The following is a 17,406-nucleotide window of genomic DNA, read 5'->3' as shown; positions in this document are numbered from 1 at the left end:
ACGTTTCGCCTCACAGTGGGTTTCGCGGCGTGTGAGGCCAGGTCACAGCCTCGAGTGAGTCGAAACACACATCGGCGGCGCGACCGCCTCTCGCGTCGCCGGGAGTCTTCCGGCCGGGCTCGCCTCAGCCCAGTTTGTAGCCGCGGTGCAGCGCCACGATGCCACCGGTGAGGTTGCGCCACTTCACCGCCGACCAGCCCGCGTCGGCAATGCGCAGGGCCAGCTGCGGCTGGTTCGGCCAGGCCCGAATCGATTCCGCCAGATACACATACGCGTCCGGATTGCTGGAGACCGCGCGCGCCGCCGCGGGCAGCGCCTTCATCAGGTACTCCATGTAGACGGTCCGGAACGGCGCGAGGGTCGGCGTCGAGAACTCGGCCACCACCAGGCGTCCGCCGGGCTTGGCGACGCGCAGCATCTCTCGCAGCCCCAGGTCCGGATCGCCCACATTGCGCAGGCCGTAGGAGATGGTGACGGCGTCGAAGGATTCGTCGGCGAACGGTAGCCGGGTGGCGTCACCGGCCACCATGGGCACATTGCGATGCCGTCCGGCCGCGAGCATGCCCTGGGAGAAGTCCGTCGCCACCACCCAGGCGCCCGACTTGGCCAGCTCCAGGGTGGACACGCCGGTCCCGGCCGCCAGGTCCAGCACGCGCTCACCGGGGCGCAGCGCCAGCGCCTGCCGGGTCGCCCACCGCCAATACCGGTCCTGCCCAGCCGAGATCACCGTGTTCGTGAGGTCATACCGCTTCGCGACCCCGTCGAACATCGACGCGACCTCGTGCGGCTGCTTGTCCAGCGAGGCCCGAAACGATTCTCGCCGCTTTGTTTTCGCCACCTCCGCACCCTAGCTCCAGTCGCGGGGCCGCGACCATCGCGCTCGGCGGTGTCCGTTCAGCGCTGCGGCACGGTGTCGGAGCGTCGCGTGCGATTGCCGCCCGGGAAGCGTGCGCGGGCGGCGGCCACCCATTGCGACGGGGGCGAGCCGAGCAGCCACAGCAGCGGCAGGGCCAGCCCCCAGGCCACCACGATCACCGACAGCGCCGGGATGATGGCGACACGCGCATCGCGACCCGCCACCCGTACGAGATCGGGATCACTGCGCAGATATTCGACATTGATGCGTTCACCGGCGGTCAGCTTGGTCGGATACAGCACGCCGACCTTCGGATTGTGCGTCTCGCCGTCCGGCGTCACGAAGATGACCGCGGACCGCAGCCGCCCCGCCGACAGGACCTCCGCACTGGTCACGCCCATATCCGAGCTGATCATCCGATCATCGCGCCAGGCCGCCAGCACCAGCAGGATCGCGAGCACGCTCACCGCCGACGCGGTGATCACCACTCCGATCCGAGCGCGCCGCAAACGCTGAGCACGGCTGGCCGACTGACTGGTTTCCGACACTTCACCAGGCTATTCCATGACTCGACTACCGTTGCGGCCATGTCCCGTAAATTCAGCTTCACCGTGCAGTACAGCGTCCCGGTAGAAGAGCTTCACCGGGCACTTACCAACGACGAGATGTGGCAGGCGCGATTCGACGGCGCATCCACCGCCACGCTGGACCTCACCCATCCGGACGGGCCCGGCACCATTCGCATTCATATGACCGAAAAGGCTCCCGAGGACAAGATTCCCGGCCTGGTGAAGAAGGTGCTCAAGAGCGATCTCGTGCTCGAGCGCACCGATACCTGGGGCCCGCTCGAGGGCGATATCGCCAAGGGCGGCTTCCAGGGCGCGTCCGGCGGCATCACCACCGAGATGGAGGGCGCGTTCGAATTGCGGCCCAGCGCCGAGGGTTCCGAGATCGCCGTCACCGGCACCGTCACCGTCAAGGTGCCGCTGGTCGGCGGCGCCATCGAGCCCCTGGTGGAAAACCTCCTGGAGAAGGTGATGAAGAGCGAACGCAAGTCCGTCGAGGCCTGGTTCGCCGCTCAGAACGCCTGATTCCGGGGCACCCCGTGGATGCGACCACCGCATCCACGGGTTTGCGGTGACTACTGCACCCGGCTCGGATCGAACTCGCGCGGTTCGACCAGCACCAGCCAGTTGCCGGAGTGAGGCAGCAGGTCTTCGGGAACCGGCCGGGAACTCATGAGAACGGCGCGCGCTGATCGAAGCGCATGGACGCGCGCCCGGCACCCCGCCACAGCTTGGCGGTGAGATCCACATCCTCGTCCGTCACCAGATTGCCCATGACGCGAACCGCGGTGCGTTGCAACAACTTCGACCGCATGACCGGCGGCCCGCCCAGCGGCACCGCGCGCGGATGCGTGGCGATCGCGGCCAAGCGGCGCGCCACCGAGAAGGTGCGGCCGTATCGGGCGCGCAGCAGTTCCGGCCAGATGCGGCTGAGATCGGGTTCGTCGAGGAGTTCGGCGAGCATGTGCCCGCCCTCCAGGCCGTAGTCGATGCCCTCGCCATTGAGTGGGTTCACGCACCCCGCGGCATCACCGACCAGGGCCCAGTTGCGCCCGGCCACATTCGACACCGCACCGCCCATGGGCAGCAGCGCCGACGCCACCGCCCGCGCCTCACCCTCGAAGCCCCATTCCGCGCGGCGCTGCGAAACATAGTGCTGGAGCAGTGGTTTCAGTGAAATATTGGAGGGCCGCTGCTCCGTGGCGAGCGAGCCGACACCGATATTGACCTCGCCATTGCCGAGCGGGAACACCCAGCCGTAGCCCGGAAGCAGCGTGCCGTCGGCATCACGCAATTCCATATGCGAGGTGATCCACGGATCGTCGCTGCGCTCGGACTTGATGTAGGCCCGCGCCGCCACGCCGTACGCGTACTGGCGATGCCAGGTGCGCCCCAGCAGTTTTCCGACCGGCGAGCGCACACCGTCGGCGACGATGAGCGTATTGCAGGACACCGCCCGCAGCCCGGCCTCGGTCTTGATGGTGACGCCGGTGACCCGGTCGCCGTCGCGGGCGACCTCCACCACACGCGCCCCGTCCACCATCCGCGCACCCGATTTCACCGCGGCCTCGCGCAGCTTGTCGTCGAGTTCGGTTCGCGGAACGGCGCTTCCGTAGGTCGGGAACGCCCCCTGCGGCCAGGGCAGCAGCGCCTCCCGCCCGAATCCGGCCATGCGCAGCCCACGATTGACCGTATGCGCGCGCACCCAGTCGCCGAGCCCCAGATGTTCCAGTTCGGCCGTGGCGCGCGGGGTCAGCCCGTCACCGCAGGTCTTGTCGCGCGGGAACACCGCGGCATCGGTGAGGAGTACATCGCGCCCGGACCGCGCGGCCCAGGCGGCCGAGGCCGACCCGGCCGGTCCCGCTCCCACCACCAGCACATCGGCGTGCGCGGGCAGCAACTCCGATGATTGCCCCTGCTCGGGCGTGACCTCCGGTGAACCCATGGGCTCAATACTTGCAGCACATCACGATCGGTGCACTCCCGCCTCCCCGCGACTTCAGCGCCGGGCTGAGAGCCGCTGCCGGTCCCATTCGCGTGGTGCGGTTACGCACATCCAGAATTCTGGACGTCCCCGGTGAGTTACCCGGACCTCACGAAATCAGTTGTCGCCTTGCGATATGACCCGGTGCTTCCCGATGACGGAAGAGTCGGTAGCTGATGTTCCGTTCGTCGCACTACGGTGGTGTCCATAGGGGGTGATCGGCCAACACGCTAGGTTCTTTGGCGTGGGGTCGGACGCGGCACTGGGAGATGAAATGAGCGCATCGGCTGTGAGCGATGAGAGCACGGTGGTGGCGGGGGTGGATCTCGGCGATCCCGAGCTCGCGGCTACGGTCCGTAAGGGCCTGGTCGAAGTCGAAGACCTGCTGATCACGGAGCTGTCCGATGGTGAGGAGTTCCTCCAGGAGGCGGCACTGCACCTCGCCAAGGCGGGCGGCAAGCGTTTCCGGCCGCTGTTCACCATCCTCACCGGGCAGTTGGGCCCCGACCCCACCAGCCCGGATCTGATCACCGCGGGCACCGTGGTGGAACTGGTACACCTGGCCACGCTCTACCACGACGACGTCATGGACGAGGCCTCCATGCGGCGCGGTGCGCCCAGCGTGAACTCGCGCTGGGGCAATAGCGTCGCCATCCTGGCCGGCGACTACCTGTTCGCGCACGCCTCCCGCCTGGTCTCCACGCTCGGCCCGGACGCGGTGCGCATCATCGCCGAGACCTTCGCCGAGCTGGTCACCGGCCAGATGCGGGAAACCATCGGCGCCAAGCAGTCCCAGGATCCGGTCGAGCACTACCTGCGCGTGGTGTGGGAGAAGACCGGTTCGCTGATCGCCGCGGCCGGCCGTTTCGGCGGCACCTTCTCCGGCGCGGATCTCGAGCATGTGGAGCGCCTGGCCCGCCTCGGCGACGCGGTCGGCACCGCCTTCCAGATCTCCGACGACATCATCGACATCTCCTCGGTGTCCGAGCAGTCCGGCAAGACCCCGGGCACCGACCTGCGCGAGGGCGTGCACACCCTGCCCGTCCTCTACGCCCTGCGCGATGAGGGCTCCGAGGGTGACCGCCTGCGCAAACTGCTGGCCCGCCCCCTCGAGACCGACGCCGAGGTCGAAGAAGCCCTCGACCTGCTGGCCCGCTCCCGCGGCATGGTCATGGCCAAGGAAAAGCTCCAGGGCTACGCCGATATCGCCCACGCCGAACTCTCGGCCCTGCCCCCCGGCCCCGCCAACGAGGCCCTCGAGCAGCTGGTTCGTTACACCATCGAGCGGGTCGGCTGACGGGGAACTTCTACCCCTGCCTCTATCGTTGACCTGGTGTAACGGAATCGACGAGCGGTGCCAACGGGACAACTGATTTCGTGAGGGCCGGGTAACTCGTCGGGTACGTCCAAAATTCGGGACGTACGTAACCGCACCACGCGAATGGGACAGTCAGCGGCTCTCAGCCCGGCGCTGAAGTCGCGGAGAGGCGGAGGAGTGCATCAGCACGGCTATGCGAACGGTGTGAAGACGTTCGGACTTTTGGTAGGCATGTCGGCGCTGATCGTGTTCGCCGGAGCGCTTTTTCGCAGTCCGACGATCCTGATCCTGTCGATCGTGCTGGCCGTGGGCATGAACGCCTACGCGTACTTCAACAGCGACAAACTCGCATTGAAGGCCATGCACGCGCAGCCGGTGACCGAACTCGAGGCCCCGGCCATGTATCGCATCGTGCGCGAATTGGCCACGGCCGCGCGGCAACCCATGCCGCGGCTCTACATCAGCCCCACCAATGCCCCCAATGCGTTCGCCACCGGACGCAGCCCGCGCCATGCCGCCGTGTGCTGCACCACCGGGATTCTGTCGATCCTGGACGAGCGGGAGCTGCGCGCGGTGCTGGGGCATGAGCTATCCCACGTCTACAACCGCGACATCCTGATCTCGTCGGTGGCGGGCGCATTGGCGTCGGTCATCTCGGGTCTCGCGAACCTGGCCTTCTTCGCCAGCGCCTTCGGTGGCCGCGGCAATGGCGAGGGCCCGAATATCATTGGCATCCTGCTGGTTTCGCTGCTGGGCCCGATCGCGGCCTCGCTGATCAAGCTGGCCGTCTCGCGTTCGCGCGAGTACCAGGCCGATCAGGACGGCGCGGCCCTCACCGGTGACCCCCTGGCCTTGGCGTCGGCCCTGCGCAAGCTGGAGCGTGGCGTTCAGGCCGCCCCGCTGCCCCCTGAGCCGCAGCTGACCGCCCAGTCGCACCTGATGATCGCCAACCCGTTCCGCGCGGGCGACAAGATGGCCCGCTGGTTCTCCACGCACCCGCCGATGGCCGACCGCATCGCACGCCTGGAGGAAATGGCCGGGGGCACCCGCAACTTCTGACCTGAAATGCCGAGAGGCCGGGGCGATGCCCCGGCCTCTTCGAATGTGTGCAGGGTCATGTCCCCCTGCGAAAAGTGTTCTGCCTAGCGGTAGTTCACGAATTGGAGCGCGAGGTCGAAGTCGCCGCCCTTGAGCAGTGCGATGACGGCCTGGAGGTCGTCGCGGTTCTTGCTGCTGACCCGCAGCTCCTCGCCCTGGATCTGCGCCTTGACGCTCTTGGGGCCCTCGTCGCGGATCTTCTTGGCGATCTTCTTGGCGTTCTCGGACGAGATGCCCTGCACCAGTTCGCCTGTGATCTTGTACACCTTGCCGGAGGCCACCGGCTCGCCGGCGTCGAACGCCTTGAGCGAGATGTCGCGGCGAATCAGCTTCTCCTTGAACACGTCCAGGGCGGCCTTCACGCGCTCCTCGGCCCCGGCGGTGAGAATGATCTTCTCCTCGCCCGACCATTCGATGCTCGCGCCGGTGCCGCGGAAGTCGTAGCGCTGGCTGAGCTCCTTCGCCGCCTGGTTGAGGGCGTTGTCGACCTCCTGACGATCGATCTTGCTGACGACATCGAACGACGAATCCGCCACGCTTGTGCTCCTGTCCGAGATCGGAAGTTTCCGGGATTTCCCGCATCGACGCTAGCCGGTCGGATACCGCCATAGCCAGCCGGTTTGCATTGGGGGCATGGGTTCGTTGTATTCTGCTCACCGCACCGAATGCGGCGCACGGCAGATTGCCCGAGCGGCCAATGGGAGCGGACTGTAAATCCGTCGGCGAAAGCCTACGTAGGTTCGAATCCTACATCTGCCACCTCGAAGAACCCCGTGGACGACAGTCCGCGGGGTTCTTTGCGTTTCGTCCTTCGATGGCACCGCGCCCCGATCCTCCATCAGCCCCGATGTCCCGGCGGCCGCTGGTCGAGGGAGGTCACCGGGACCACAGCCGGGTACCCACTCGAACGGCTCGAAAAACCCCTCTGACCACACGGTTTGGAGTCTTGGTGAGATGTTGTGTAATCTCGTTCAAGTCTTCAGCGCCCCGGTTTGGTCCGGTGCTCAAACAGACACGCCCCCTTAGCTCAGTCGGTAGAGCGTTTCCATGGTAAGGAAAAGGTCAACGGTTCGATTCCGTTAGGGGGCTCGCCGGATTGCCGGTGGTGAACGCCTCGGCACTCCCTGAATGACCGGGCCGCTTACACCGTCGATCTCGCTACCATATGGCGGTGTAGCTCAGCTGGTAGAGCAAACGACTCATAATCGTTGTGTCGCCGGTTCAAGTCCGGCCATCGCTACCCATACTGATTGACCCTCTAGGTTGACCGGAAAGAAGGAAAATCGTGGCCGCGAAGTCCACCGATGTCCGGCCAAAGATCACCTTGGCCTGCGAGCAGTGCAAGCATCGCAACTACATCACCAAGAAGAACCGGCGTAACGACCCGGACCGGCTGGAACTGAAGAAGTTCTGCCCGAACTGCGGTACCCACCGGGCGCACCGCGAATCTCGCTAACTTAACCCCGCGCGATCTACCGCGTGGAAGAAGTGCCGGAACGGTCAGCCGCTTCGTCCCCCATACAAAGGGACAGTGGCACCGGTCCGGCACTTGGTGTATATAGCGGTGGTTAGCGCTCCTCGGACTCCGGACACGGGGTCAGATAGGTGATGTCCTGCCGTGACCATCAATACCGACGTAAACGTCGAATCGGACGAGACTCTCATTGCTGCCGAAGCCGATCAGGCTGTGGCAGCGGAAGACTCGGCCAAGGCCTTCGATCCCGCCGCGCACGCCGCGTCCATGGTCGGCCACCACTACCGCGTCGATGACTACTACGAGGTCGGCCGCGAGAAGGTGCGTGAATACGCCCGCGCCGTGCAGGATTATCACCCGGTGCACTGGGACGAGGATGTCGCCCAGGAGTACGGCTACGACGGCCTGGTGGCCCCGCTCACCTTCATCTCCCTGGTCGGAATCCTGGCTCAGAACAAGCTGTTCGAGCAGATCGTCACCGGCTACGACCTGAGCCAGATCATGCAGACCGATCAGATTCTGGAATTCCACCGTCCGATCAAGGCCGGCGACCAGCTCTCCTGCATCGTTTACCTGCATTCGTTCCGGCAGGCCTTCGGCGGCGACATCATCGTCACCAAGAACGACGTCATCGCGCAGAACGACGAGTTGGTGCTCACCACCTACACCACCCTCATCGGCCGCAGCGGCGGTGATATCGACCCCAATATGGGTGACGCCGTACGCAATGTGCTCATGCACGGCGTCGGCCCGGGCGAGACACCCGACCATCACCCGCGCGCCGACGTGACCTCGCCCGCACCGCAGTCGAGCGAGACCTTCGCGCGCGGGCAGATCCTGCCCGGCAAGCACGCCCTCCGTTTCGAGGACGTGACGGTCGGCCAGGAACTGCCGCCGCGCACGGTCCGGCTGACCCGCGGTGATCTGGTCAACTACGCCGGTGTCTCCGGCGATGCCAATCCGATCCACTGGAGCGACGATGTCGTGAAACTGGTCGGCCTGGAAAATGTTGTGGCGCACGGCATGCTGACCATGGGCCTGGGTGGCGGCTTCGTCACCTCGTGGCTCGGCGATCCGGGTGCGATCAAGGAGTACAACGTCCGCTTCACCAGCCCCGTGTACGTCCCCGCCGATAAGCCCGCGGAGATCGAATACACCGGCAAGGTGAAGTCCGTGGACCCGGAAACCCGCACCGCCGTGGTGGCCATTGTCGCGAAATCGGAGGGCCGCAAGATCTTCGGCCGCGCCACCGCGACGGTCCAACTGGCCTGAGCCAGCCGCCCTCAACAGGGGAAAGGGCCGGTGACCCCCGATTGGCGATGGTCGCGCCGATTGACGTAGACTTCGGAATCTGGGGTCACCAGCCGCTGCGCGCTGCTCCGACGAGCGGCGCGCGTGCTATGTGGGCACCAGGTTGTATAACTGAATAGAACAGTGGCTGGACGTTTCGAATTGTTCAGCCAAAGGGGCGTAGCTCAACTGGCAGAGCAGCGGTCTCCAAAACCGCAGGTTGCAGGTTCAAGTCCTGTCGCCCCTGCCCCCAAGCCAGCGACGAGAGAGGATCGACGTGAGCGACGAGCGGGATACTCGCCACGAAGATGGCGATGACACCGCCGCAGTAGCTCGTCCGAGCGGTAAGCGTTCCGCCCGGCGATCTCGTGCAACGTCATCGTCCGCGGCTTCGGTCGCGACGATCGACCGTCCCACGTCGGCGGCGAAGGCAACCGGCAAGCAGTCGGGTAAGGCCGGTCGAGGCGGAACGGGAAATCCGTTCAAGCGCCTGGTGAAGTTCCTCAAAGAAGTAATCGCGGAACTGCGCAAGGTCATCTGGCCGAACCGCAAGCAGATGGCCACCTACACGAGCGTCGTGCTGGTATTCGTGATCTTCATGATCTCGTACATCAGCGGCCTGGATGTGGCGTTCATCAAGGGTGTCAACTGGCTGTTCGGCTAGCGGCACGACATCCGTGACCGTCGCGCCGGTAACCGATCCCCGAGCAGAGGCGGGGACGGGACCAACCGCCGGGTGGATATGCCCGGCGCGCAGAGGATTACGTGACGACTAAGGAAGCGAGTGCCCCAGTGAGCACCCCGGAGAACGGCACAACCGACGAGATCCAGATCGACGACACGGTGGACGAGACCATCGTGGATGTCGAGGACTCGGTAGACGCCGAGGACACGGCCGAAGCCGTGGTCTCCGAAGACGCCGCTGTCGACACCGAGGAGTCCGAGCCGGCGCAGCCCGCCGCCGACATCTCCGATGAGCCCGCCGACCCGGTCGCCGAAATGACGGCCGCCCTGCGTCGCGCCCCCGGTGACTGGTACGTCATCCACTCCTACGCCGGCTACGAGAACAAGGTGAAGACCAATCTCGAGACCCGCGTGCAGAACCTCGGTCTCGAGGACTACATCTTCCAGGTCGAGGTTCCGACCGAAGAGGTCACCGAGATCAAGAACGGCCAGCGCAAGAACGTCAATCGCAAGGTGCTGCCGGGCTACATCCTGGTCCGGATGGAACTGAACGACGAGTCCTGGGGTGCGGTCCGCAATACCCCAGGCGTCACCGGTTTCGTCGGCGCGACCTCGCGTCCGTCGCCGCTGTCCATTGCCGATGTGGTGAAGTTCCTGGTTCCGGCCGCGCAGCAGAAGAAGCCCACCGCGGCGTCCGCTGCTTCCGGTTCCGGCGACACCTCCGGCGAGTCCACCATCGTGAAGCCGACCATCGAGGTCGACTTCGAGGTCGGCGAGTCGGTCACCGTCATGGACGGCCCCTTCGCCACGCTGCCCGCCAGCATTTCCGAGGTCAATGCCGAGCAGCAGAAGCTCAAGGTGCTGGTCTCGATCTTCGGCCGTGAGACCCCGGTCGAGCTGGCGTTCACGCAGGTCGCCAAGATTTAAGCGGATCGAGGCGGTGACACGGGCCTTGGGCCGGTGTCACCGCCTTTTTCGCGTCCGCGTAGACTTGCCGGGTTGCGCCTGTGCTCAGTCTGCGCGCGCACATCCCGGATAAGGCTTACGGGAATCCGTAAGGGAACCTAACCAAGGAAATAAAGATGCCCCCGAAGAAGAAGAAGGTCTCTGGGCTTATCAAGCTCCAGATCCAGGCCGGTGCCGCTAACCCGGCCCCGCCGGTCGGCCCCGCGCTGGGTCAGCACGGCGTCAACATCATGGAGTTCTGCAAGGCGTACAACGCGGCGACCGAGTCGCAGCGTGGCAACGTCATCCCGGTCGAGATCACGGTCTACGAAGACCGCTCGTTCGACTTCAAGCTGAAGACGCCGCCCGCCGCGCGTCTGCTGCTGAAGGCCGCCGGTGTGCAGAAGGGCTCCGCCGAGCCGCACCGTCTGAAGGTCGCGCAGGTCACCATGGATCAGATCCGTGAGATCGCCAAGACCAAGCAGGAAGATCTGAACGCCAACGACATCGACGCCGCGGCGAAGATCATCGCTGGTACCGCTCGTTCGATGGGTATCACCGTCGTCTGAGTAAGGGCCTTCCAGCTCTCGTGGGAGGGACGGCCAGTCCCGGAAACCACGTCTGAACTCACTTAAGGACAGAGAATCATGGCAAAACGAAGCAAGGCATATCTCGAGGCGGCCGCCAAGGTCGACCGCGACGCGCTGTACTCCCCGCTCGCCGCTGCGAAGCTGGCGCAGGAGACCGCCACCAAGAAGACCGACGCGACCGTCGAGGTTGCCGTCCGTCTCGGTGTCGATCCCCGCAAGGCCGATCAGATGGTCCGTGGCACGGTCAACCTGCCGCACGGCACCGGTAAGACCGCCCGCGTCATCGTGTTCGCCGCCGGTGAGAAGGCCGCCGAGGCCGAGGCCGCCGGTGCCGACGCTGTCGGCTCCGAGGACCTGATCGAGCGCATCCAGGGCGGTTGGCTGGACTTCGACGCCGCGATCGCCACCCCGGATCAGATGGCCAAGGTCGGTCGTATCGCTCGCGTGCTGGGCCCGCGTGGCCTGATGCCGAACCCGAAGACCGGCACCGTCACCAACGATGTGACCAAGGCCGTCAACGAGATCAAGGGCGGCAAGATCAACTTCCGCGTCGACAAGCAGGCCAACCTGCACTTCGTCATCGGCAAGGCGTCGTTCGACGACAAGAAGCTGGCGGAGAACTACGGCGCCGCGCTCGACGAGATCCTGCGTGTCAAGCCCTCCACCGCGAAGGGCCGCTACGTCAAGAAGGTGACGTTCTCCACGAACACCGGACCGGGCATCCCGGTGGATCCGAACCGCACCCGCAACTTCACCGAAGAGGACTGAGTCCTTCTCGACTGAGTTTTCTCAGAAGTGCTTGCGTAGCAACGCATTAGCCTGAAAGGCCGGTACGGGATTCCCGTACCGGCCTTTCGCTGTCGGGGGTCGTCGCAGGTCGCAGGTGTACCGATTTGGGTTCTCGGTACCCGCCCTGGTAGCCTGGTCGACGGTCACCAGCTCGTTCCTCGGAACACTTGCCGGTGAACAACCCAATCGTTCTACCGAAGACCGTTGGTCGCTGTCGCGAGGCAGTCGAAGGTCCAGCAATATTGCTGGCGACCCACGCAGGGAGAGCCGAGTCGGGAAGACAGTGCGAGGTTCGCCTCGAGTCTTTTACGCCCCGGGACCACTCTGCGGTCCGGGGCGTTTGCTTTATCGCTGGCCCCTGGCGGAAGTCGGTAGTTCACATCAGAACCGACCATCCAGAGAGGAGGCGAAGTATGGCAAATCCCGAGAAGGTCACCGCGGTAGCGGAGATCACGGAGCAGTTCAAGAGCTCGACGGCGACTGTTGTCACGGAATACCGTGGCCTGTCCGTCAGCAAGATCACCGAACTGCGTCGTGCCCTGGGCTCCGATGCTAGTTACTCCGTCGCCAAGAACACCCTGGTCAAGCGCGCCGCTGCTGAGGCGGGCGTGCAAGGCCTGGATGACTTGTTCGTCGGTCCGACCGCGATCACCTTCATCAAGGGTGAGCCGGTCGACGCCGCGAAGGCGCTCAAGGCATTCGCCAAGGACAACAAGGCGCTGATCATCAAGGGCGGCTACATGGACGGCGTTGCGCTGTCCGTGGCCGAAGTTGAGCGGATCGCCGACCTGGAGTCCCGCGAGGTCCTGCTGGCCAAGCTGGCCGGCGCCATGAAGGGCAACCTGTCGAAGGCCGCGGCGCTGTTCGCTGCCCCCGGCAACCAGGTCGCTCGTCTGCTCGCGGCCCTCGAGGAGAAGAAGGCGAACGAGGGTGGCGCTGCCGCCGCTCCGGCTGCCGAAGCTCCCGCGGCCGACGCCGAATAAGTCACTACCCCAAACCTCTTCAAAGCCGCTCGCGCGGCGATGAACCCACCGAAAGGAAATATCAATGGCTAACGTTGATGAGCTGCTCGAGACCTTCGCCGGCATGACCCTGCTGGAGCTGTCCGAGTTCGTGAAGGCGTTCGAGGACAAGTTCGAGGTCACCGCTGCCGCTCCCGTCGCCGTCGCCGGTGTCGCTGCCGCCGCCGTCGAGGCCGTCGAGGAGCAGGACGAGTTCGACGTCATCCTCGAGGGTGCCGGCGACAAGAAGATCCAGGTCATCAAGGTCGTTCGCGAGATCGTCTCCGGCCTGGGCCTGAAGGAAGCCAAGGACCTGGTCGAGGGCGCCCCGAAGGCGATCCTGGAGAAGGTTGCCAAGGACGCCGCCGAGGCTGCCAAGGCCAAGCTGGAAGAGGCCGGCGCCAAGATCTCCATCAAGTAATTGATGTAGAGCTTGCCGCGGTACTTCCGCAGCATTCCGCAGTATCTGTTTCGTGAAAAGGGCGGTTCCCATTGGGGGACCGCCCTTTTCACGTATTCTCTCGTCGTAATTCGTCCGTGATTCGGGACGCCGCGACAATTTTCTACTCGCGAGTCAGGTCCCGGTGTCCGAGACGGTGCTTATGCGATACAGTGACCGGACCTACTGTGACGCGCCACACCGCGCGTTAACGGTGCCTTTTGCACCGGGAACGTGGTCGACGCAGTAGGACGCTCGTCGGAGAAATTGTGGAGGTTGGCGTGGGCGTCGAGGTCAGGACCGAGGGCATCACCAAGTCGTTCGGTTCGCAACGAATTTGGCAGGATGTCACCTTGACCCTGCCGTCGGGGGAAGTCAGCGCGTTGCTCGGCCCCTCCGGTACCGGTAAGTCGGTCTTTCTGAAGTCCCTGATCGGTCTGCTGCGCCCCGAGCGCGGCTCCATCTACATCGATGGCACCGACATCACCACCTGCTCCAACAAGGAGCTCTACGAGATTCGCAAGCTGTTCGGCGTCTTGTTCCAGGACGGCGCGCTGTTCGGCTCGATGAACCTCTTCGACAATGTCGCGTTCCCGCTTCGTGAGCACACGAAGAAGAGCGAATCCGACATCAAGAAGATCGTCATGGAGAAGCTCGAGCTGACCGGTCTGCTGGGCGCGGAAGGCAAGCTCCCGGGCGAGATCTCCGGTGGTATGCGCAAGCGTGCCGGCCTGGCCCGCGCGCTGGTGCTGGACCCGCAGATCATCCTCGTCGACGAGCCGGACTCCGGTCTGGACCCCGTTCGTACGACCTATCTTTCGCAGCTGCTCATCGATATCAATGCGCAGATCGACGCGACGATCCTGATCGTCACGCACAACATCAACCTGGCTCGCACCGTGCCGGACAATATCGGCATGCTGTTCCGCCGGAACCTGGTCATGTTCGGCCCCCGCGAGGTGCTGCTCACCTCCGAGGAGCCGGTGGTCAAGCAGTTCCTCAATGGCCGCATGCAGGGCCCCATCGGTATGTCCGAGGAGAAGGACGAAGCCCAGATGGCCCGCGAGCAGGCCCTGTTCGACTCGGGCCACCTCGACGGCGGCGCCGAAGAGGTCGAGGGCATCATCCCGCAGATGAAGGCGCAGCCGGGTATGCCGGTGCGGCAGGCGGTCTTCCGTCGTCGCGAGCGCGTCCGTCAGATTCTGCACACCCTGCCGCCTGCCGCGCAGGAAGCGATTCGGGAGTCGTTGGAGTCCAACGGTGATGCCGACACACAGGTGATTCCCGCCTACACCGGCGGGTACGACACCACGGTTCGACAGAACCTGACTAACGGGTAACATACGCGGCGTGAACCCAACCCTGACGCGGCTGCGCACCCCGGTCGAGTCGGGTCTTGCCCAGGCCGGCAACATTTTCGCACTGCTTCTGGATGTCATCCGGAAGACGTTCCGCCGGCCCTTCCAGACGCGGGAATTCATCGAACAGTCGTGGTTCATCGCGAGTGTCTCGATTCTTCCCGCGGCTCTGGTGGCAATCCCGTTCGGCGCTGTGGTGGCGCTCCAGACCGGCTCGCTGATCAAGCAGCTGGGCGCGGAAAACTTCACCGGCGCTACCAGCGTCCTCGCAACCGTTCAGCAAGCCGCACCGGTGGTGACCGCTCTGATCATCGCCGGCGCGGCCGGTTCGGCCGTGGCGGCCGACCTCGGCTCGCGCACCATCCGCGAGGAGATCGATGCCATGGAGGTCCTCGGCATCGATCCCATTCAGCGCCTGGTGGTTCCGCGCGTGCTCGGCATGATGCTGGTGGCGCTGCTGCTCAATGGCCTGGTCTCGGTCGTCGGCATCTGCGGCGGCTATTTCTTCAATGTGGGGCTGCAGGGCGGCACCCCCGGTGCCTACCTCGCCTCCTTCTCCGCGCTCGCCCAGAGCGCGGACCTGGTGATCGGCGAGATCAAGGCGCTGATCTTCGGACTCGTGGCAGGCGTCATCGCCGCATACAAGGGCCTGCACCCCAAGGGCGGTCCGAAAGGAGTAGGTGACGCCGTGAACCAGTCCGTGGTGATCACGTTCCTGGTGCTGTTCTTCCTGAACCTGGTGCTGACCCTGATCTATCTTCAGGTCGTCCCGGCCAAGGGCGCGTGATCCATGGTTGTTTCGCAGCGCACCACCGTATTCAGTCGGGGGGCGCGCCGGGTGACCGGCGCGCTCAAGGCCCCCGTGAACCTGGTCGACCGGGCCGGCGACCAGATGTCGTTCTACACCCGGGCCATCGTCTGGATTCCCAAGACCGCCACGCATTACCGCAAGGAGGTCATGCGGCTGCTGGCCGAGGTGACCTTCGGCTCGGGCGCGCTGGCCGTCATCGGCGGCACCATCGGCGTCATCGTCTTCATGTCGGCGTCGGTGGGTGTGGTCGTCGGCCTGCAGGGCTTCAAGGCCCTCGACGCGCTGGGCTCCGGCGTTCTCACCGGCTTCCTGACCGGGTACATCAATACCCGTGAGCTGGCGCCATTGGTTGCGGCCCTGGCACTCTCGGCGACCGTCGGCTGCGGTTTCACGGCACAGCTGGGCGCCATGCGGATCTCCGAGGAGATCGACGCGCTCGAGGTGATGGCCGTGCCGTCGGTGCCGTTCCTGGTGACCAGCCGCGTGATCGCGGGCTTCGTCGCGGTCATCCCGCTGTACGTGGTCGGCCTGCTCGGCACCTATGTCGCGTCGCGGATGATCAGCATTTACTTCAATGGGCAGAGCAGTGGCTCCTATGACCACTACTTCAGTCTCTTCCTGCCACCGGAAGACGTCCTGTATTCGTTCGTGAAGGTGCTCGTCTTCGCGTTCGTCATCATCCTGGTGCACTGCTACTACGGCTATAACGCCTCCGGCGGTCCGGCCGGTGTCGGTGTGGCCGTGGGTCGCGCGGTGCGTGCCGCGATCGTGCTGATCAATGTGCTGGACTTCTTCCTGAGCCTTGCCATTTGGGGCACGACCACGACGGTGCGGGTGGCCGGATGAGCAATCCGCAACGCGTGCTGTTCTGGCGCTCCACCGAGAAAGTGCGCGTGCGTACGCTCGGCATCCTGTTCTTCGTGATCTGCGCACTGTTCCTGTGGACCACCACCGCCATCTACTCCAAGAAGTTCGTGGAGACGGTGAAGGTGGATCTGATCACCGACACCGTCGGCAACGCGCTCACCCGCAATGCCGACGTGAAGGTTCGCGGTGTCAACGTCGGCGAGGTGCGCTCCAGCGACTACGACGGCAAGAACGTCACCCTGAAGCTGGCCATCAATCCGGCCATGGCCGACAAGATCCCGTCCAATGTCACGGCGCGACTGCTGCCCAAGACGCTGTTCGGTGAGCGCTATGTCGACCTCGGCTGGCCGGAACAGCCCAGCGGGCACCTGAAGGAGGGCATGACCCTGCATCAGGACACCAGCGGCAATGCCATCGAGGTGAGCCAGCTGCTGGACCACATCATGCCGCTCCTGCAGGCGATTCCGCCGCAGTACCTGTCCTCCACGCTGGGCGCGCTGTCCGCCGGGTTGCAGGGCCAGGGCGAGGAGCTGGGCAAGACCATCGACCGGCTCGACACCATCTTCACCCAGGTGAACTCGGAAATGCCGACGCTGCAACAGGATCTGCGCAGTCTGGCGGACTTCTCCGCTGTGTACGCCGATGCCGCGCCGCAGCTGGTGGACGCGCTGGACAATCTGCGCACCACCAATGCCACCATCGTGCAGAAGCGTTCACAGATCGACACCCTGTACGCGGTGCTCACCCCGAGCTCCGCCACCACCGCGGACTTCCTGCTCACCAACCGCGACAACATCATCGACGTCGCGGCCGATTCACGGCCCGCGCTGGAGGCCCTGGCCCGGTACTCGCCGGGCTACACCTGCGCGCTCAAGAACTTCGCGCAGCTCAAGCCGCGCATCGACGAGATCTTCGGCAAGGGCACCGATCTGCCCGGCTCGCGAGTGACCGTCGAGATCGTCAATAACCGCGGCCGCTACGTCCCCAACCAGGACGAGCCCCGCTGGTTCGACACCCGTGGCCCCATGTGCGTGCCCGAGTACCCGCTGAATGTGGACCCGGGCCAGTACACCAACGGTTCCGCCAATGACGGCTCCTACCAGCCGCCCAGCCGAACCCCCGGCGACCAGGCCATCGGCCTGCAACCCGTCCCGCAGTACAAGCTGTACGGCCCGCAGGCCCCGACCACCGCCGGATCCCCGCAGGAGACCAAGGCCCTGGGCGCCATCTACGGTGCGGCACAGGGTGTTTCGCCGGAGCAGGTGCCCGGCTGGGTCACCCGGATCGCGGCCCCGGCCTTCCGCGGAAGTGAGGTGACCATCCGATGAAGGACCTG

At 65.1% G+C, this 17,406-nt stretch carries 19 protein-coding genes and 4 tRNA genes; 19 read left to right on the top strand and 4 right to left on the bottom strand.

Annotated elements, in window-relative coordinates; translation table 11 throughout:
- Positions 1–124: 124 nt before the first annotated feature.
- Both AB0N05_RS03920 and AB0N05_RS03915 read right to left on the bottom strand, forming a co-directional pair.
- Entirely contained in the window at positions 125–838 is a 714-nt protein-coding gene (locus tag AB0N05_RS03920) for a demethylmenaquinone methyltransferase (protein WP_364687187.1), read from the bottom strand.
- A gap of 56 nt (positions 839–894) precedes the next feature.
- The gene (locus AB0N05_RS03915) at positions 895–1,404 is read right to left on the bottom strand and encodes a DUF3592 domain-containing protein (protein WP_364687185.1); all 510 of its coding nucleotides are present in this window, start codon (positions 1,402–1,404) and stop codon (positions 895–897) included.
- Positions 1,405–1,443: 39 nt separating this feature from the next.
- On the opposite strand from AB0N05_RS03915, the gene AB0N05_RS03910 reads away from it, so the two are divergent.
- Positions 1,444–1,947, top strand: coding sequence for a DUF2505 domain-containing protein (locus AB0N05_RS03910; RefSeq protein ID WP_364687183.1), 504 nt, complete (start codon positions 1,444–1,446; stop codon positions 1,945–1,947).
- Positions 1,948–2,092: 145 nt separating this feature from the next.
- Here AB0N05_RS03910 and AB0N05_RS03905 read toward each other — a convergent pair whose 3' ends face one another.
- Positions 2,093–3,367, bottom strand: a complete 1,275-nt coding sequence (locus tag AB0N05_RS03905) for a geranylgeranyl reductase family protein (protein ID WP_364687180.1) — start codon at positions 3,365–3,367, stop codon at positions 2,093–2,095.
- 313 nt (positions 3,368–3,680) lie between these two features.
- Between AB0N05_RS03905 and AB0N05_RS03900 the strand changes: the two genes are divergently transcribed.
- Positions 3,681–4,703 carry a polyprenyl synthetase family protein gene (locus tag AB0N05_RS03900; RefSeq protein WP_364687178.1) on the top strand — a complete coding sequence of 341 codons (1,023 nt, stop codon included), beginning with the start codon at positions 3,681–3,683 and terminating at the stop codon, positions 4,701–4,703.
- A 198-nt stretch (positions 4,704–4,901) separates the two neighbouring features.
- The gene (gene htpX / locus AB0N05_RS03895) at positions 4,902–5,783 is read left to right on the top strand and encodes a zinc metalloprotease HtpX (protein ID WP_364687176.1); all 882 of its coding nucleotides are present in this window, start codon (positions 4,902–4,904) and stop codon (positions 5,781–5,783) included.
- 83 nt (positions 5,784–5,866) lie between these two features.
- Here htpX and AB0N05_RS03890 read toward each other — a convergent pair whose 3' ends face one another.
- A complete protein-coding gene (locus tag AB0N05_RS03890; RefSeq protein WP_364687174.1) occupies positions 5,867–6,358 on the bottom strand; it encodes a YajQ family cyclic di-GMP-binding protein in 492 nt (163 codons plus the stop codon).
- 140 nt (positions 6,359–6,498) lie between these two features.
- On the opposite strand from AB0N05_RS03890, the gene AB0N05_RS03885 reads away from it, so the two are divergent.
- From AB0N05_RS03885 to AB0N05_RS03810, 16 genes are all read left to right on the top strand, one after another.
- Positions 6,499–6,581: transfer RNA gene (locus AB0N05_RS03885), tRNA-Tyr, on the top strand.
- A 257-nt stretch (positions 6,582–6,838) separates the two neighbouring features.
- Positions 6,839–6,911, top strand: a tRNA-Thr gene (locus AB0N05_RS03880).
- A 78-nt stretch (positions 6,912–6,989) separates the two neighbouring features.
- Positions 6,990–7,062 (top strand) — tRNA-Met (locus AB0N05_RS03875).
- 45 nt (positions 7,063–7,107) lie between these two features.
- Positions 7,108–7,278, top strand: coding sequence for a 50S ribosomal protein L33 (rpmG, locus tag AB0N05_RS03870; RefSeq protein ID WP_011211653.1), 171 nt, complete (start codon positions 7,108–7,110; stop codon positions 7,276–7,278).
- Between the two features lie 162 nt (positions 7,279–7,440).
- Complete coding sequence (locus AB0N05_RS03865) at positions 7,441–8,568, top strand: fused (3R)-hydroxyacyl-ACP dehydratase subunits HadA/HadB (RefSeq protein ID WP_364687172.1); 1,128 nt, start codon at positions 7,441–7,443, stop codon at positions 8,566–8,568.
- 192 nt (positions 8,569–8,760) lie between these two features.
- Positions 8,761–8,833, top strand: a tRNA-Trp gene (locus tag AB0N05_RS03860).
- 30 nt (positions 8,834–8,863) lie between these two features.
- Positions 8,864–9,250: a preprotein translocase subunit SecE gene (gene secE / locus AB0N05_RS03855; RefSeq protein ID WP_364687169.1), complete on the top strand. Its 387-nt coding sequence runs from the start codon at positions 8,864–8,866 to the stop codon at positions 9,248–9,250.
- A gap of 128 nt (positions 9,251–9,378) precedes the next feature.
- Entirely contained in the window at positions 9,379–10,197 is an 819-nt protein-coding gene (gene nusG / locus AB0N05_RS03850) for a transcription termination/antitermination protein NusG (RefSeq protein WP_364687167.1), read from the top strand.
- A gap of 155 nt (positions 10,198–10,352) precedes the next feature.
- On the top strand, positions 10,353–10,784 hold the full coding sequence (gene rplK / locus AB0N05_RS03845; RefSeq protein WP_364687165.1) for a 50S ribosomal protein L11: 432 nt from the start codon (positions 10,353–10,355) through the stop codon (positions 10,782–10,784).
- Between the two features lie 78 nt (positions 10,785–10,862).
- Entirely contained in the window at positions 10,863–11,573 is a 711-nt protein-coding gene (gene rplA, locus AB0N05_RS03840; RefSeq protein ID WP_364687163.1) for a 50S ribosomal protein L1, read from the top strand.
- 434 nt (positions 11,574–12,007) lie between these two features.
- Positions 12,008–12,577, top strand: coding sequence for a 50S ribosomal protein L10 (gene rplJ, locus AB0N05_RS03835; RefSeq protein ID WP_364687161.1), 570 nt, complete (start codon positions 12,008–12,010; stop codon positions 12,575–12,577).
- A 64-nt stretch (positions 12,578–12,641) separates the two neighbouring features.
- On the top strand, positions 12,642–13,016 hold the full coding sequence (rplL, locus tag AB0N05_RS03830) for a 50S ribosomal protein L7/L12 (protein ID WP_364687159.1): 375 nt from the start codon (positions 12,642–12,644) through the stop codon (positions 13,014–13,016).
- Between the two features lie 299 nt (positions 13,017–13,315).
- Positions 13,316–14,374, top strand: coding sequence for an ATP-binding cassette domain-containing protein (locus tag AB0N05_RS03825; RefSeq protein ID WP_364687157.1), 1,059 nt, complete (start codon positions 13,316–13,318; stop codon positions 14,372–14,374).
- 10 nt (positions 14,375–14,384) lie between these two features.
- Positions 14,385–15,179 (top strand): ABC transporter permease, encoded by a 795-nt coding sequence (locus AB0N05_RS03820; protein ID WP_364687155.1) that lies wholly within the window; start codon positions 14,385–14,387, stop codon positions 15,177–15,179.
- Between the two features lie 105 nt (positions 15,180–15,284).
- Positions 15,285–16,049 (top strand): ABC transporter permease, encoded by a 765-nt coding sequence (locus tag AB0N05_RS03815; RefSeq protein WP_364687469.1) that lies wholly within the window; start codon positions 15,285–15,287, stop codon positions 16,047–16,049.
- Complete coding sequence (locus AB0N05_RS03810; protein WP_364687153.1) at positions 16,046–17,398, top strand: MCE family protein; 1,353 nt, start codon at positions 16,046–16,048, stop codon at positions 17,396–17,398. Before AB0N05_RS03815 ends, AB0N05_RS03810 begins: the two co-directional genes overlap by 4 nt.
- Positions 17,399–17,406 lie beyond the last annotated feature (8 nt).

The organism is Nocardia sp. NPDC051030, assembly GCF_040683015.1.
GTDB lineage: Bacteria > Actinomycetota > Actinomycetes > Mycobacteriales > Mycobacteriaceae > Nocardia.
Note: the sequence above shows the minus strand (reverse complement) of the source record. Positions and strands in the feature narration are given on the sequence as shown.

Bases quoted from the DNA above. Each gene is read 5' to 3' on its own strand.
- AB0N05_RS03910 (WP_364687183.1), top strand. From the start codon at position 1,444: ATGTCCCGTAAATTCAGCTTCACCGTGCAGTACAGCGTCCCGGTAGAA.
- AB0N05_RS03905 (WP_364687180.1), bottom strand. From the start codon at position 3,367: ATGGGTTCACCGGAGGTCACGCCCGAGCAGGGGCAATCATCGGAGTTG.
- AB0N05_RS03900 (WP_364687178.1), top strand. From the start codon at position 3,681: ATGAGCGCATCGGCTGTGAGCGATGAGAGCACGGTGGTGGCGGGGGTG.
- rplK (WP_364687165.1), top strand. From the start codon at position 10,353: ATGCCCCCGAAGAAGAAGAAGGTCTCTGGGCTTATCAAGCTCCAGATC.
- rplA (WP_364687163.1), top strand. From the start codon at position 10,863: ATGGCAAAACGAAGCAAGGCATATCTCGAGGCGGCCGCCAAGGTCGAC.
- rplJ (WP_364687161.1), top strand. From the start codon at position 12,008: ATGGCAAATCCCGAGAAGGTCACCGCGGTAGCGGAGATCACGGAGCAG.
- rplL (WP_364687159.1), top strand. From the start codon at position 12,642: ATGGCTAACGTTGATGAGCTGCTCGAGACCTTCGCCGGCATGACCCTG.
- AB0N05_RS03815 (WP_364687469.1), top strand. From the start codon at position 15,285: ATGTCGTTCTACACCCGGGCCATCGTCTGGATTCCCAAGACCGCCACG.
- AB0N05_RS03810 (WP_364687153.1), top strand. From the start codon at position 16,046: ATGAGCAATCCGCAACGCGTGCTGTTCTGGCGCTCCACCGAGAAAGTG.